The sequence below is a fragment of the Komagataeibacter sucrofermentans DSM 15973 genome, assembly GCF_040581405.1.
GTDB lineage: Bacteria > Pseudomonadota > Alphaproteobacteria > Acetobacterales > Acetobacteraceae > Komagataeibacter > Komagataeibacter sucrofermentans.
In genome coordinates, this window is sequence record NZ_CP137157.1 from 2,185,548 (window position 1) to 2,200,926 (window position 15,379).

Here is a 15,379-nt window from a genome sequence, read left to right on the forward strand (position 1 = left end):
GCGTGTCTATTACCGCATCGCGATAAAGGAAAGATGACATTCGACACATCCGGATTGTAAATTACGCCATGCACGCAAGCGACCAGACCCCACCCGATCTGCCAACTCCCGTTATGGCCATTGAATCTTCGTGCGATGACACCGCCTGCGCCATCGTGGCGACAGACGGCCGGATCGTGGCAGAAACGACATTAACGCAATCCGGCCATGTGCCATTTGGCGGGGTCGTGCCCGAAATTGCCGCCCGCGCCCACCTTGCCGCCCTGCCCGCGCTGGTGCGCGACACGCTGGCCAAGGCGAACATGCAGCCCCACGAACTCGGCGCCATAGCCGCAAGCTGCGGGCCGGGGCTGATTGGCGGGCTGATCGTGGGCGCCGACATGGGCAAGGGCATGGCCATAGCCCTTGATAAGCCTTTCATTGCCGTCAACCACATCGAGGCCCATGCCCTGACCGCCCGCCTGCCGGGTGTTGCTGAAAATGGCGCGCCGTTTCCCTACCTGCTCCTGCTCGTGTCAGGCGGGCACTGCCAGTGCATCGCGGTGGAAGGCGTGGGCCACTACCGCAGGCTGGGCGGCACGATTGATGACGCGGCGGGCGAGGCGTTTGACAAGGTGGCCAAGATGCTCGGCCTTGGCTGGCCGGGCGGCCCGGCGGTGGAAGCGCTGGCGCGTGAGGGCGACCCGCGCGCGGTCTCCCTGCCCCGCCCGCTGATGGGCCGGCCGGGCTGTGACTTTTCCTTCTCCGGCCTGAAAACCGCCGTGACGCAGAAGCTGCCCACGGCCGTGCGCACCGCCCTGCCCCGGCAGGAAGCCGCCGATATTGCCGCGAGCTTCCAGCAGGCGGTAAGCGACATCGTGATCGACCGCCTTGGCCATGCGCTGGAGATGATGGAGCGCCCGACCACGCTGGTGGTCGCTGGCGGCGTTGCGGCCAACGGCGTGCTGCGGGCCAGCCTGCGTGATTTTGCCGCCCGCCACGACCTGCCCTTTGCCGCCCCTCCGCTGCGGCTGTGCACCGATAACGCGGTGATGGTGGCGTGGGCCGCGATCGAGACCATGCGCGCGCGCCGTGAGGCGGGCCTGCCCATACCCGACGACATCGCCCTGCGCCCGCGCCCGCGCTGGCCGCTCGCGGAGATGGCGCAGCGCATGACGGCAGACCCGATCGAGGCTACGCCTTAAAAGATAAAAGTTTTTGGGTGTCGCCTTTTTGAAAAAAGGCGACGTCTTCCGAAGCTTTTTGGAAAAAAGCTTCGCCAAAAACTTTTATCAGATACAGACCCGCCCGTCCCCTTGCCCGGCAACCCCGCGCTGCGCATTGCGGTTAGGCCAATGACAGAATGCCGGTTCACGGCACATACCTGCGGAGAACGCACATCATGACCCACACCAAACGCATCGCCGTCATCGGCGCGGGGGCCTGGGGCACGGCGCTGGCCCTGCAGGCGGCCCGCGCGGGCGCGCAGGTCACGCTATGGGCGCGTAATCCTGCCGCCCTCTCGGCAGGCCGGGTCATGCCACGCCTGCCCGGTTTTGCCCTGCCCCAAACCATTACCGTAACCGACAGCCTGCCGCGCCAGGCCGAGCTGATGCTGCTGGCCTGCCCCATGCAACACCTGCGCGTGGTTGCCAGCACGCTGTCCGCCTGCGCGCCCATGATCGCATGCTGCAAGGGCATAGAGCAGGGCACCGGCCTCATGCCGCTACAGGTGCTGGGCGAGGTGTTTCCCCATAGCGTGCTCGGCGTGCTGTCCGGCCCCAATTTCGCGCATGAGGTGGCAGCAGACCTGCCCGCCGCCGCCGTGCTGGCCAGCAGCGAACGCGCACAGGCCCGCAGGCTGGCCGACCTGCTGACCACTCCCGCCTTCCGCCTGTATGCCAGCGATGACCCGACCGGCGTGCAGCTTGGCGGCGCTGCCAAGAACGTGGTAGCCATTGCGGCGGGCGCCACCATGGGGGCCAAACTGGGCGAGAACGCGCGCGCAGGGCTGATTACCCGCGCCATTGCCGAACTCGCCCGCCTGTCACACGCGCTGGGGGGCAAGGTGGAGACGCTGTCCGGCCTTGCGGGGATTGGCGACCTGCTGCTCACCTGCACGGGGGCGGCCTCGCGCAATTACCGGCTGGGGCTGGCCGTGGGCGCGGGCACGCCTGCGCGGGCGGCGGCGGCGGCCCTTGAGGGCGTGGCCGAGGGCATGGCCACGGCCCCCGCGCTGCACCGGCTGGCGCAGGCGCACGGGGTCAGCACGCCCGTCATCGCCACGGTGGCCAGCCTGCTGGCGGGCGAGATCGACATGACGCAGGCAGCAACCACGCTTCTGGCCCGGCCCGTAGGGCATGAATTCGCCTGACCGGAGCACGGGCTACATTGCACATTTGCAAACAGGCCGCTTGACCCCCGGCCTGCGAGCCTGCAATCGGATTATTCCGGCGCGCATACGAGACCGAACATGTCCATGACCACGATCTACGATTTTAAACTCTCCGCCCTAGATGGTTCCGAGATCGACCTCGGCAAGATGCGGGGCAAGCCGATCCTGATTGCCAATACGGCCTCGAAATGCGGGTTCACCCCGCAATATGAAGGGCTGCAGAGCCTGTGGACCACATGGCGCAGCCACGACCTGATGGTGATTGGCGTGCCATCGGGTGATTTTGGCAACCAGGAACTCGGCACGCCTGCCGAGATCGGCACCTTCTGCCAGCGCAACTACAACGTCACCTTTCCGCTCACGGCCAAAAGCCACGTGAAGGGGCAGCAGGCGATTCCGCTGTTCCGCTGGCTGGCGCGCGAGGGGGGATTCCTGTCGCTGCCGCGCTGGAATTTCTACAAATACCTGATCGGGCGCGACGGCAATCTGGCTGACTGGTTCACCTGCGTCACCTCGCCCGAATCGCGCCGCGTGCGCATGGCGGTCGAACGCGCCGTGATGGATCACTGATGGATACCATGACACGCCCCACCGCATGCTGAAGGGCTTCCTGACCGTAAGCGGCTGGACCATGATCAGCCGCGTGCTCGGGCTGGTGCGCGACCAGTTGCTGGCCGCACTCCTGGGCACGGGGGTGGCGCAGGATGCGTATCAGATCGCGTTCCGCCTGCCCAACATGTTCCGCCGCCTGTTTGGCGAGGGCGCGCTGAACGCCGCCTTCGTGCCGCTATTCGCCTCGCTGCTCGAGCGCGAGGGCAAGGACACCGCGCGGCAGTTCGCCAGCGAGACCATGAGCGTGCTGCTGTCGTGGCTGCTGCTGCTGACCGTGCTGGGCGAGATTTTCATGCCCGGCGTGCTGCGCGTGATCGCGCCCGGCTTCGCGCATGGGGATGTGCGCGACTCGCTGGCCATCTCGCTCAGCCGCATCACGTTTCCCTACCTGCTCATGATCTGCGGGGCGGCGCTGGTTTCGGGCGTGCTCAACGGCATGCACAAATTTGGCGTGGCCGCTGCCGCCTATGTCAGCTTCAACGTGGTGGGCATTGCCGCGATCGTGCTGCTGCCACCCTTTACGGGTGATGTGGCCCATGCCGCAGCCTGGGGGGTGAGTGCCTCGGGCGTGGTGCAGTTCGGCATCCTGCTCTATGCGGCGGCGCGGGCTGGCATGCGCCTGCGGCTGGTCATGCCGTGCCTGACCCCGCGCATCCGCACGCTGCTGGCCCGCATGGGCGTGGGGCTGGTGGGCAGCGGCATTACCCAGATCAACTTTCTGGTCGATACCATCATCGCCACCCTGCTGCCCGCGGGCAGCGTATCGCTCATGTATTTTGCCGACCGGGTGAACCAACTGCCGCTGGGCGTGCTTGGCGCGGCAGCGGGCACCACGCTGCTGCCCGTGCTCACCCGCCACCTCGCCGCCGATGACGTGGCAGGGGCTCATGGCGTGCAGAACCGCGCCATTTCCTACGCCCTGATCCTGACCCTGCCCGCCGCTGCCGGCCTGCTGGTGCTGGCGGCCCCGGTGATGATGGCGCTGTTCGGCCACGGGCACTTCACGGCGCATGACGCGGTGCTGGCCGCGCAGTCGCTGCGGGCCTATGCGCTGGGGCTGCCTGCGTTCGTGCTGGTCAAGGTGCTCTCGCCCGGCTTCTTCGCGCGCGGTGATACGCGCACCCCGGTGCTGGTGGGCATGGGCACGCTGGCGCTCAACTTCATTCTCAACATCAGCTTCATGCACTGGCTGGCCCATATCGGCCCGCCACTGGCCAGCAGCCTGGCCGCCATGGTCAATGCGGGCGTGCTGGCCGTGCTCCTGCTGCGGCGCGGCGCACTGGTGCCCGACCCCGGCCTGCTGCGCCAGCTTGCGGGCATGGTGGGCTGCGCGGGGCTGATGGCGGGCGCGGTTGCCCTGCTGGGCTACACGCCACTGGGCCACGCCATGACGGCGGGCCCGGTCATGCGGATTGTGGATGTGGGCATGCTGATCGGGCTGGGCGTGGGGCTTTATCTTGCGGCCCTGCATGTGCTGGGCGTGACCGACCTGCGGTTGGCCCTTGGCGCTGTAAAGCGGCGGCTGGGGCGCAGGCGGCAGGCCTAAACGCCTTCTGAAAAACACAGGATAAACGTTTTTGGGTGCCGCCCTTTTTCAAAAAGGCGGCGTTCCTTGAAGCTTTTGGAAAACAGCTTCACCAAAAACTTTTTTCCGAGTGCGCCTGTCTGGGGAACCAGCCTTTCAAATCCATGCTGGCGAATCCCCTACCCCGCCGCTAGACACCAGACATGACATTTCCATCTCCCGAAGGCGCCACACCCGCCATGGCGCAGTGGTTTGCGCTCAAAGCCGAACACCCCGACGCCCTGCTGTTCTTCCGGATGGGAGATTTCTACGAACTCTTCTTCAACGATGCCGAAGCAGCGGCCTCCGCCCTTGATATTTCGCTCACCGCGCGCGGCACGCATGGGGGGCAGCCCATCGCCATGTGCGGGGTGCCGGTGCATGCGGCGCAGGCCTATCTGGCGCGGCTGATCCGCCGGGGCTTCCGTGTTTCGGTGGCCGAGCAGACCGAGCAGCCGCGCAAGGGGCGACCGGCCTCGAAGGGGCCGCTACGGCGCGAGGTCGTGCGCCTGATCACGCCCGGCACGCTGACGGAAGATGAACTGCTTGAAGCAGGCCGCCAGAACCTGCTGGCCTGCGTCATCTGCCCCACCGGGCGCGATGCGGGCGACCCCGGCCTTGCGTGGATCGATATTTCCACCGGCCTGTTCGAGACCGCAAGCGTGCCCGCGCGCGACCTGCACGACCTGCTTGGCCGCCTCGACCCCGCCGAGATCCTGTGCGCGGATAACGTGGACCTTGGTGATTTCGCCCCCCGTCGCACCCCCATCGTGCCACCCCCGGGCGCTGACGCCGCCCGCGCCCGCATGGCCGAGGCCTTTGGCGTGGCCAGCCCCGATGCGTTCGGCACCTTCAGCGATGCGGAGGCGCAGGCCGCTGCCACGGCTCTGGATTACATCCGCCGCAGCCAGGCAGGCCAGTTGCCGCGCCTGTCGCACCCCCGCCCCAGCGACAGCCAGGACGTGCTTGGCCTTGACCCCGCCACCCGCTCAAGCCTCGACCTGCTGCGCACGCGTGATGGCACGACCGAGCACACCCTGTTTGCCGCCGTATCAAACACCGTTACCGCGGCCGGAAGCCGCATGCTGGCCGACTGGATCGCAGCGCCCTTGACCAACCCCGCGCGCATTGCCCGCAGGCAGGCCGGGTGGGTCTGGCTGCTTAACAGACCGGGCGTGCGCGACGACCTGCGCACCCACCTGCGCACCGCCCCCGACATGGCCCGCGCGCTGGGCCGCCTGTCGCTCGGGCGCGGGCAGCCGCGTGATGCCGGGGCCATCCGGCTGGCGCTGCGCGTTGCGCGTGAGATTGGCGGCGTGCTGAACCAGCAGGCGGAGCTGCCGCCACTTCTGGCGCAGGCCGTGGGCAATCTTGACCGCGCACACGAGCTACAGGCCCTGCTTGAGCGCGCGCTGAGCGAAAACCCGCCCGCGCGCATGGATGAAGGCGGCACGATCGCAACCGGCTATGACGAGGAACTCGACGCCCAGCGCGAACTGCGTGATGGCAGCAGGCGCATCATCGCGGCGCTCCAGAAGGAATATGCGGAAGAATTCGGCATCTCCAACCTCAAGATCCGCCACCACGCCCAGCTTGGCTACGTGATCGAGGTGCCTGCCGCAGCAGCCCCCCGCCTGCGCGGGCGTGAAGACCTGATCATGCGGCAGGGCACGGCAAGTTCCAGCCGGTTTGCCACCGAGCGGCTGGCCAGCCTTGACCAGCAGATCGCGCAGGCAGCCGAAAATGCCGCCCTGCGCGAGCGCCACCTGTTTACGCAGGTCGTGGGCGACATCCTTGATGAAGCCGCCCTGCCGGACATGGCCGCGGCCCTTGCGGTGATCGATATCGTGCAGTCCTGCGCGGTGCTGGCGGGCGGTGGCGCATGGTGCTGCCCGGTGGTGGGCGATGATACATCCTTCATCATCCACGCAGGCCGCCACCCGGTGGTCGAGGCGGCACTCCCGCGCAACACCCGTTTCACCCCCAATGACTGCGACCTCGAGCCCGACCACCGCATCATGCTGCTCACGGGGCCGAACATGGCGGGCAAGTCCACCTTCCTGCGGCAGGCGGCGCTGGCGGTGATTCTGGCGCAGGCGGGGCTGCCGGTGGCGGCGGCCAGCATGCGCCTTGGCGTGGTTGACCGCCTGTTCTCGCGCGTGGGCGCTGCCGATGACCTGGCACGCGGGCGCTCGACCTTCATGGTGGAAATGACCGAGACGGCGGCCATCCTCAACCAGGCCGGCCCGCGCTCTCTGGTGGTGGTGGACGAGATCGGGCGCGGCACCTCTACGCTAGACGGGCTGGCCATTGCCTGGGCGGTGCTGGAAACGCTGCACTCCACGCTGCGCTGCCGCGCCATATTCGCAACCCACTTCCATGAACTCGCCGAACTCGCCAACACCATGCCCCGCCTCACCCCCCACACCATGAGCGTGCGGGAATGGAAGGGGCAGGTCATCTTCCAGCATGAAGTCGTGCCCGGCTCGGCGCGGCGCAGCTGGGGCGTGCATGTGGCCCGCCTTGCCGGCGTGCCCGAGCCGGTGGTGCGCCGCGCGGGCCGCCTTCTGGGCATGCTGGAGAAAGAACGCGGGCGGCAGGCCCCGCCGCTGCCCCTGTTCGAGCAGCAGGCCGAAGTGGTGGAAATCGAGCCCGCGCCACCCGCCGTGCCGCCCGCAGCGCTCGATATGCTCGAAACCCTCGACCCCGATGCACTCAGCCCACGCACGGCGCTGGAAATGCTCTATAAACTCAAAAAACTGCTGAAACCCTGATACGGCTCTGGACCTGACCCCACCAAGGGCGGCACACTCCCGGACTGGATCATTTCTGCCACTTACAGGACGCCATCCGCCCACGATGTCGAACGCTGCCCCCCTTCCCGCCTCCTCCGTCGAGGCGATGACCGACGCCCTCCATGCCGCCCTGTTCCCCACGGGGGAGCAGGACGGCACGCGCGCCCTGCCACCGCGTGAGGAGGCGATCAGGCTGTTCCGCCGCCACCTGTCGCGCTACCAGGCGCATGTGCGCGAGGAATTCGAGCATCACCGCCTTGGCGGCGCTGAAGCAGGCAAGCTGCTCGCGGCCTATACCGATGGCATGATCCGGGTGCTTGGCGCCTACGCCATGGCGCAGACCGGCATCGATTCGCAGCATGAGGCCCCGTTCGCCATCGCGGCCACCGGCGGCTACGGGCGCGGGCTGCTCGCCCCGTTCAGCGATATCGACCTTTTGTTCCTCACCCCCGATGCGCAGGGCGAGGACATGCGCGCCTGCGTGGAATACATCCTGTACTTCCTGTGGGACCTCGGGCTGAAGGTGGGGCATGCCACCCGCACCATCAACGAATGCATTGCCGAGGCGGAAGCCGACACCACGGTGCGCACCACCCTGCTTGATGCACGGATCCTGACCGGCAGCGAATCGCTGTTCTCCATGTTCCAGGCCCGCTACATCGTGGCCTGCGTCAAATCCGGCGCCGACCGCTTCATTACCGACAAGCGCCGCGAACGCGCCGCCCGCCACCAGCGCTTTGGCGACAGCCCCTACCTTGTCGAGCCCAACGTGAAGGAAGGCCGTGGCGGCCTGCGTGACCTGCAGACGCTGTACTGGATGTGCCGCTACACCTTCGGCACGCGCCATGTGTCAGACCTGCTCGCCCCCGGCTTCAGCGAACTCGGCCTGCTTACCGAACCCGAGGCCAAGCGCGCGCGCCGCGCATGGGACTTCCTGTGGCGGGTGCGCTTTCATCTGCATTACGTGTCCGGCCGGGCGGAAGAGCGCCTGACATTTGACGTGCAGCCCGTGGTTGGCGGGCGCATGGGCTATACCCGCCACGGGCGGCAGGTGGGGGTGGAGCGCTTCATGCGCCACTACTTCCTGACCGTGCGCGAGGTCATGCGCCTGACCCTGGTGCTCGAGCCCGCCGTACTGCGCCAGGCGCTCGGCCCCGTGGCCAACGCGCCCGAGGCCGACAGCCAGATGCGCGATGCGGGCTTTACCGTCATTGATGGTCGCATCCTGCCCCAGCGCGGCACGTCGTTCGAGAATGAACCCATCCAGATGATGCGGCTGCTGGACTGGGCCAACAAGCGCAAGCTGCCGATCCACCCCATGGCCATGCACCAGCTCATCCGCTGGGAGCGCCAGGCCGCCAGCCTGCGTGGCGACCCCGAGACCGCGCGCATCTTCCTCGACCTGATGTGTGGCGCGCCGCCCGAGCGCCCGCAGCGCGCGCCACGCGCGGAAGAGGAAAAGCCCGATGCCATCCCCAGCTTTCACCTGATGGATGAGGGGCGGCGCAAGGGCAACGCCTACTGGCTGCATATCCTCAACGAGACCGGGCTGATGGGCCGCCTGCTGCCCGACTGGTCACGCGTGGTGGGGCAGATGCAGTTTGACACCTACCATGTGTTCACGGTGGATGAGCACATCATCGACGCGCTGCGCATCCTTGGCCGGGTCGAGCATGGCCAGATGGCCGACGAGATCCCCATAGCCTACGACCTGGCGCGCAACCTGCATTCACGCCGGGCGCTGTACGTGGCGGTAATGCTGCATGACATCGCCAAGGGGCGCGGGGGCGACCATTCGGAGATCGGCTCGCAGATCGCGCTGTATGTCTGCCCCGAACTGGGCATGGACAGCGAGGAGACGGAAACCGTGTCGTGGCTGGTGCTGCACCACCTGCTGCTCAGCCACACCGCCTTCCAGCGTGATATCGACGACCCCAAGACCATCCTTGACCTTGCCGACATCATCCAGTCGCCCGAGCGGCTGCGGCTGCTGCTGCTGCTGACCATCGTGGACATGCGCGCGGTTGGCCCACGCGTGTGGAATGCCTGGAAGGCGACGCTGCTCAACGAACTTTACATGCGCGTGGCCGAAGTGCTCGAAGGCAGCCTCGCCACCACCGAGCGCGACGTGCGCGTGGAGCGCGCCAAGGCCGCCACCGCCGCGTGGCTGGTGGAAGACGGCATGAACGAGGCCGACGTGCAGCACTTCATGGGGCTGGGCTATGGCAGTTACTGGCTGTCCTTCGATCACGACACCCATGCCCGCCATGCCCTGCTGATTGGCGAATCCGAGCGACTCCACTCCCCCCTTACGGTCGAGACCCAGCCCCTGCCCGCGCGTGGCGTGACCGAGGTGACCATCTACGCCGCCGACCATCCGGGCCTGTTCTCGCGCATTGCGGGGGCAGTGGCCATTGCCGGGGCCTCGATCGTGGATGCGCGCATTCACACCATGACCAATGGCATGGCGCTCGACACGCTGTGGATTCAGGATGCGGGGGGCGCTGCTTTTGAAGAACCGCAGCAGCTCGCCCGCCTGTCGCTGCTGATCGAGCAGGCGCTGACCGGGCAGATCAACATCAACCGCGAGATTGCGCAGTGTGGCCGCAGGGTATCGGGGCGGCGCATGCGGGCAATTCATGTGCCGCCACGCGTGGTGATCGACAATCGCGCGTCAAACACCTGCACGGTGGTGGAGATCAACGGACGTGACCGCCCCGGCCTGCTGCATGACGTGACCGCCGCGCTGAGCGAGCAGAAACTCCAGATCGCCTCCGCCCACATCACCACCTATGGCGTGCGGGCGGTGGACGTGTTTTACGTCAAGGACCTGTTCGGGCTGAAAATTACCGACAAGGGCCGCCTCGACCGCCTGCGCGCGGCCCTGCTGTCGGGCCTGCAGGAAGCCGAAGCCGCAGCCCAGCGCCGTTCATCCGAGTTCGAATCCATCACCGTCTGACCGGTTGCGCTGCCTGACCCAGCCCCGCAGGGCTGGCGCAAGGGCCGCGATCACGGCGTGCCATGCCAGGCCGGGTGGCTGCAGCGCGGGCTGGCGCAGCACGCGCAGGCCGCCATACCACCGGCTGGCCGGGGCAGGCCCCGGCGCACCGGGCACAAAAACGGGTGGGCAGATGCTGCCCTCCGCCTGAGCGGTTTCATCCGCGTCAAATGCCGCTGACCACCGCCAGTCCCCCCCAAAACGGCTGAGCAGCCAGACCGGGCAGCCCATTGCGCCTGCCAGATGGGCAGCCAGCGTATCGACGCTGATGACCAGATCCAGCGTGGCGATCAGGCGGGATGTTTCAAGCAGATCCACATCCGCCGCCAGTTCATGCCGCATGAAAGCAGGGGCCTGCGCGGGGTCGCTGCCGGGGCGCAGCGCAATGAACGTCACCCCATCCACCTGCGCCAGCGGGGCCAGCGCCTCGGCCCTGATCGAACGCCGCGCATCAAAACGATAGGCGGCATTGCCAGCAAAACACAGCCCGACCCGCAACGGACCGGCATGGCTTTGCTGCCGCCACGCAGCCTGCCCCAGATAGGGCCGGAACGGCGCCACCGCATCCACGCCCAGCAGGGCGGGCAAGCTGTACAGGTCGCACTGGCAGGCTACGTTCCAACACGCATCTTTATCAGGGGTGATAACTTCAATGCGGTATGGGGTATTTTCTCCTGCTGCCTGCCCCAGCGTCGCCGCCAGGCGGCGCAGGGCGGGTGGCACCTCCAGCAGCACCGGCACGCGCGCGGCCGCCAGCAGCACATAGCGCAGGAAATGCACGGCATCGCCCAACCCCTGCCCCATCGTGACCAGCAGCCTGCGCCCTGAAGGCAATGCCTGGCCCTGCCAGCGCGGCAGGCGCTGCGTGGCAGGGTGCGGCGGCATAAAACTGAGGCGGGAGTCCCACAACGCCCAGCCCTGCGCCAGATCCCCTTCGGCCAGCCTTGCCACGCCCAGATTGAACCGCGCCCGCGCCAGCGTGGCCGGATCAGGCGCGGGGGCGCGGGCGAGCAGGGCTTCATAGGCCATGCGGGCCTGCGCGGGCTGGCCGGATTCAAACAGGGCCGTGGCGTGGTTGAGCGCGATGCGCGCATCTGCCGGCTGTGCGCGGCAGACCTTGGCCAGCACGGCCTGCGCCTCTGCCATGTCTCCAAGCGCCATCAGGGTCAGGCCGAGATTGTTTGCGGCTTCGGGCATAGGGTTATGGCGCAGCGCCGCGCGGAGCATGGTCGCAGCCGGGCGCAGACGGCCTGTAGCAAACAGGAGCGCGCCCAGCGTGGAGAGCGCCTGCCCGTCGCGCCCGTCATGGGCCAGCCGTTGGCGCAGCACGGTTTCAGCCTCGGCCCTGTGGCCGTGGGCGAGCAGCATGCCCACCAGCTCATGCACGACCACGCCATCATGAGGCGTATTGCTCGCCACATGGCGCATCTGTGCCAGCGCCGCCCCGCCCCGCCCGCGCCGCCACCAGAAACGGGCCTGCGCCACCCGCGCGGACACTCCGCCCAACGCCACCGCTCGCGCATGGGCAGCCTCCGCCGCCGCGATATCACCCGTGCGCTCCATGATCTCGGCCAGCGCCAGCATGATCGCGCCATCATCGGGACTGTGCAGACAGGCCGCCCGGATTGCGGCCTGCGCGGCAGCCTGGTGCCCGCAGGCCAGCAGCGCGCGGGCCAGCACCTCATGATATTGCCCCAGATGGGGATGACCCGGGGGCGCCAGAGCCTGCGCGCGCCCGGCAAGGCTTATGGCGCGATCCGCCCGACCAAGCGCCAGTGCGATACAGGCAAGACCATGCAGGGCGTCAGGATCATCGGGCCGGAAACCCAGCATGGTGGCAAAACAGGCGCGCGCACCCGTCATGTCGCCCGCCCGCAGCGCCACCTGCCCCCGTGCGAGCAGGCCAGCCTGCCCCCTAATCGCGTTCATGTCGCGTGCTGTCCCTCAATGCATGACAGGACTGGCCTGCATACAGGGCGGGTGGTTAAGGAATGGTTTGCGCGCGAGGCGCAGGGGCCGGACGGCGTTCTTTGAAGCTGTTTGAAAAAAGCTTCACCAAAAACTTTCTTATGATTTACAGACAATGGGCATGATTTTTACGCAGGAGTGCGCATGAACATCCCATCCCGCCCGACTGGCCAGCAGGCCTATGACATCCTGCGCCAGCGTTTTGCCCGCATGGGGCAGATCCGCAACGCGCTCGGCATTCTGGGGTGGGACAAGGACACCATGATGCCCGCAGGCGCTGCCGACAGCCGCGCCGAGAGCATCGCCACCCTTGCCGTGCTCTCGCACGAACTCATGACCGCGCCCGACATGCCCGACCTGCTCGCCCGCGCCCATGCCCCCGATGATGCCATGGCCGCCGCTAACCTGACCGAGATGCGCCGCCAGCACGCCCATGCCGCCGCCGTGCCCGGTGATCTGGTAGAGGCCACATCCCGCGCCGCCTCGCGCTGCGAGATGGCATGGCGCACGGCGCGGCAGAACAGCGATTTCGCTGGCCTGCTGCCGCACCTGCAAACGGTGCTGGACTGCACGCGCGCCGTGGCTGCCGCCAAGGCCGAAGCTCTCGGCCTTTCCCCCTATGACGCCCTGCTTGACCAGTATGACGCAGGCACGCGGCAGGCCGATATCGACCCCGTATTCGCCGAACTGGCCAGCGAACTGCCCGACCTGATCGCAACCGCACTGCACCACCAGAAAAGCCTGCCCGGACCCATCGCCCCCACCGGCCCCTTTGCCGTGCCCGCGCAGGAAACCCTGGGCCGCGAGACCATGGCCGCCCTGGGCTTTGACATGCAGCGCGGGCGGCTTGATGTCAGCCTGCACCCCTTCTGTGGTGGGGCGGAGGATGACGTGCGCATCACCACCCGTTACGAGGCGGATGACTGCATCAACGCGCTGATGGGCATCGTGCATGAAACCGGCCATGCGCTGTATGAGCAGGGCCTGCCCAAAGAATGGCGCGCCCAGCCCGTGGGTGAGGCGCGGGGCATGAGCCTGCATGAAAGCCAGTCCCTGCTGATGGAAATGCAGGTGGCGCGCAGCCGTCCCTTCATGGACTGGATGGCCCCGCGCCTGCGCACGGCTTTTGGCGGCAGCAGTGGCGATGCGGCATGGGGGGCGGACAACCTGCACCGCCTTGTCACCCGCGTGCGCCCTGGCTTCATCCGCGTGGATGCCGATGAGGTCACCTACCCCGCCCACATTCTGGTGCGCTACGAGATGGAAACCGCGCTGATTGCAGGCAGGATGAAACTGGCCGACCTGCCCGAAGCCTTCAATGCCCGCATCCATGATCTGCTGGGCCTGAAAGTGCCCGAGGACCGTCTGGGCTGCCTGCAGGATATTCACTGGCCATCGGGCTCGTGGGGGTATTTCCCCACCTATACGCTGGGCGCGATCATCGCAGCGCAGTTGCGCGAGGCCGCCGAGCGCGACAACCCCGCCATCATGTCCAGCATTGCGAATGGCGATTTCACGCCCCTGCTCGACTGGCTGCGCCCGCGCATCCATGCCCGTGGCAGCGGGGCGAGCACAAAGGAGATCGTGCGCGACGCCACCGGGGCGGTGCCCAATACCGGGCCATACCTGCGCCATTTGCGGCAGCGTTACTGCGCGCAGGTCTGAAACCCGCATATCCATAAACGCTTTTGGAGGCCGCCTTTTTTTAAAAAGGCGGCCTTCTTTCTCAGCTTTTTGAAAAAAGCTTCACCAGAAACCTTATCCGATTTTTCTCAGGCCGCCTCAGCGCACGACTGGCGGTCAGGGCGGACATGCCACATGATCCCCTTGCCATTCGCCCCCGTTCGTGACGAGATAAGGCGCGATGCACGCCATGATCCCTACAACCTTCCGCCGCCTGCGCCATGCGGGCTTTCTCCTTGCCTGCGGCACCAGCCTGCTCGCGGCCCTGCCCGCAGCCCATGCCGCCAAGCCCGCGCCGCCGCTCAACCCGCCCGCGGCACTTGAGGATGTCGCCTCATCCTCGACCAGCGCATGGGACCGGGTGGTGGTGCTGCCCGATGGCAGGCTGCTCGTCGAACTGCCGCGCTGGGCGGGCAATTCCGGGCCGGGGCTTGCCGTGCTCGACGCCAGCGGCAACCCCCAGCCCTATCCCGATGCAACATGGAACGACCCCGCCGCCCCGGCCTCGTCGCGCCTCGTGGCACCGGCTGACATGCAGCTCCAGCCCGATGGCACGCTGTGGGTGCTCGATAGCGGGCAGCCCGACCCTGCGGGCAAGCCGCTCGAAGGGGGCGCCAAGATCATCAAGATCGATACACGGGGCCAGCGCGTGCTCCAGACCTGGCCGCTCAACCCCGACATGCTGCGCGCGGGCAGCTATGCCGCCACCATGCGGGTGGCGCGTGGCCATGCCTTTGTGGGGGATGCGGGCGTTCCGGCCATGATCGTGGTCAGGCTCGACACCAACACCCAGCGCCGCCTGATGGAGCACACGCCTGCGCTCACCGCCCACCAGCCCATTACGGTCGAGGGCAAGGTGGCCACCAACCCCGCAGGCCACACCGCCATTGTCAACATCAGCCAGATGGATGTCAGCGCCGATGGGCAGTGGCTGTATTTCGAACCGCTCTGTGGCCCGGTCTACAAGCTTGATACCGACCTGCTCGTTGACCCCAACGTCACCCCGATCGAACTCGAGGAAGGGCCGACGCTATGGTACAAGACCCCCCCGCTTGGCGGCATTACGGTGGGGCCGGATGGCACGCTGTATTTCAATGACGTGTCCACCGGCAGCATCTTCCGCCTGATGCCCGATCGCGTGTACCAGAAAATCGTGACCGACCCGCGCCTGCACTGGCCCGCAGGCTCGTTTGCAACAAAGGACGGTCAGCTTTACGTGCCCGCAGCCCAGCTCGACCGCACGGCCCCGCTCAATGGCGGCGCCAATGCCATACAGTGGCCGGTGCACATCTACCGCATCAATATCGGCACCCTGCCCCCGCCGAAATTCTGACACACCCGGCGCGGAATCGCCCGCGCCGGGCCTGCGCCCCCTTCGCGCGGGC

The 15,379-nt window shown here is 67.2% G+C and carries 9 protein-coding genes; 8 read left to right on the top strand and 1 reads right to left on the bottom strand.

What is annotated here, in order from left to right:
* Positions 1-113 precede the first annotated feature (113 nt).
* The 6 genes from tsaD to R5N89_RS10435 all read left to right on the top strand — a co-directional run bounded on the left by tsaD (position 114) and on the right by R5N89_RS10435 (position 10,304).
* Positions 114-1,184, top strand: a complete 1,071-nt coding sequence (gene tsaD / locus R5N89_RS10410; RefSeq protein ID WP_373320373.1) for a tRNA (adenosine(37)-N6)-threonylcarbamoyltransferase complex transferase subunit TsaD — start codon at positions 114-116, stop codon at positions 1,182-1,184.
* Between the two features lie 197 nt (positions 1,185-1,381).
* Positions 1,382-2,353 (top strand): NAD(P)H-dependent glycerol-3-phosphate dehydrogenase, encoded by a 972-nt coding sequence (locus R5N89_RS10415; protein ID WP_110566587.1) that lies wholly within the window; start codon positions 1,382-1,384, stop codon positions 2,351-2,353.
* Between the two features lie 105 nt (positions 2,354-2,458).
* Positions 2,459-2,944 (top strand): glutathione peroxidase, encoded by a 486-nt coding sequence (locus R5N89_RS10420; protein ID WP_110566901.1) that lies wholly within the window; start codon positions 2,459-2,461, stop codon positions 2,942-2,944.
* A gap of 25 nt (positions 2,945-2,969) precedes the next feature.
* Entirely contained in the window at positions 2,970-4,532 is a 1,563-nt protein-coding gene (gene murJ / locus R5N89_RS10425; RefSeq protein ID WP_110566589.1) for a murein biosynthesis integral membrane protein MurJ, read from the top strand.
* 182 nt (positions 4,533-4,714) lie between these two features.
* On the top strand, positions 4,715-7,324 hold the full coding sequence (mutS, locus tag R5N89_RS10430; RefSeq protein WP_110566591.1) for a DNA mismatch repair protein MutS: 2,610 nt from the start codon (positions 4,715-4,717) through the stop codon (positions 7,322-7,324).
* Positions 7,325-7,409: 85 nt separating this feature from the next.
* Positions 7,410-10,304 carry a [protein-PII] uridylyltransferase gene (locus R5N89_RS10435; protein WP_110566593.1) on the top strand — a complete coding sequence of 965 codons (2,895 nt, stop codon included), beginning with the start codon at positions 7,410-7,412 and terminating at the stop codon, positions 10,302-10,304.
* Here the strand turns inward: R5N89_RS10435 and R5N89_RS10440 are convergent.
* Positions 10,275-12,272 carry a tetratricopeptide repeat protein gene (locus R5N89_RS10440; RefSeq protein WP_110566595.1) on the bottom strand — a complete coding sequence of 666 codons (1,998 nt, stop codon included), beginning with the start codon at positions 12,270-12,272 and terminating at the stop codon, positions 10,275-10,277. The two genes, R5N89_RS10435 and R5N89_RS10440, sit on opposite strands and share 30 nt — an antisense overlap.
* A 183-nt stretch (positions 12,273-12,455) precedes the next feature.
* Between R5N89_RS10440 and R5N89_RS10445 the strand changes: the two genes are divergently transcribed.
* Together R5N89_RS10445 and R5N89_RS10450 are read left to right on the top strand one after the other, a co-directional pair.
* Positions 12,456-13,976: a carboxypeptidase M32 gene (locus R5N89_RS10445; protein ID WP_110566597.1), complete on the top strand. Its 1,521-nt coding sequence runs from the start codon at positions 12,456-12,458 to the stop codon at positions 13,974-13,976.
* A 208-nt stretch (positions 13,977-14,184) separates the two neighbouring features.
* Positions 14,185-15,327: a major royal jelly family protein gene (locus tag R5N89_RS10450; RefSeq protein ID WP_244192019.1), complete on the top strand. Its 1,143-nt coding sequence runs from the start codon at positions 14,185-14,187 to the stop codon at positions 15,325-15,327.
* Positions 15,328-15,379: the final 52 nt, after the last annotated feature.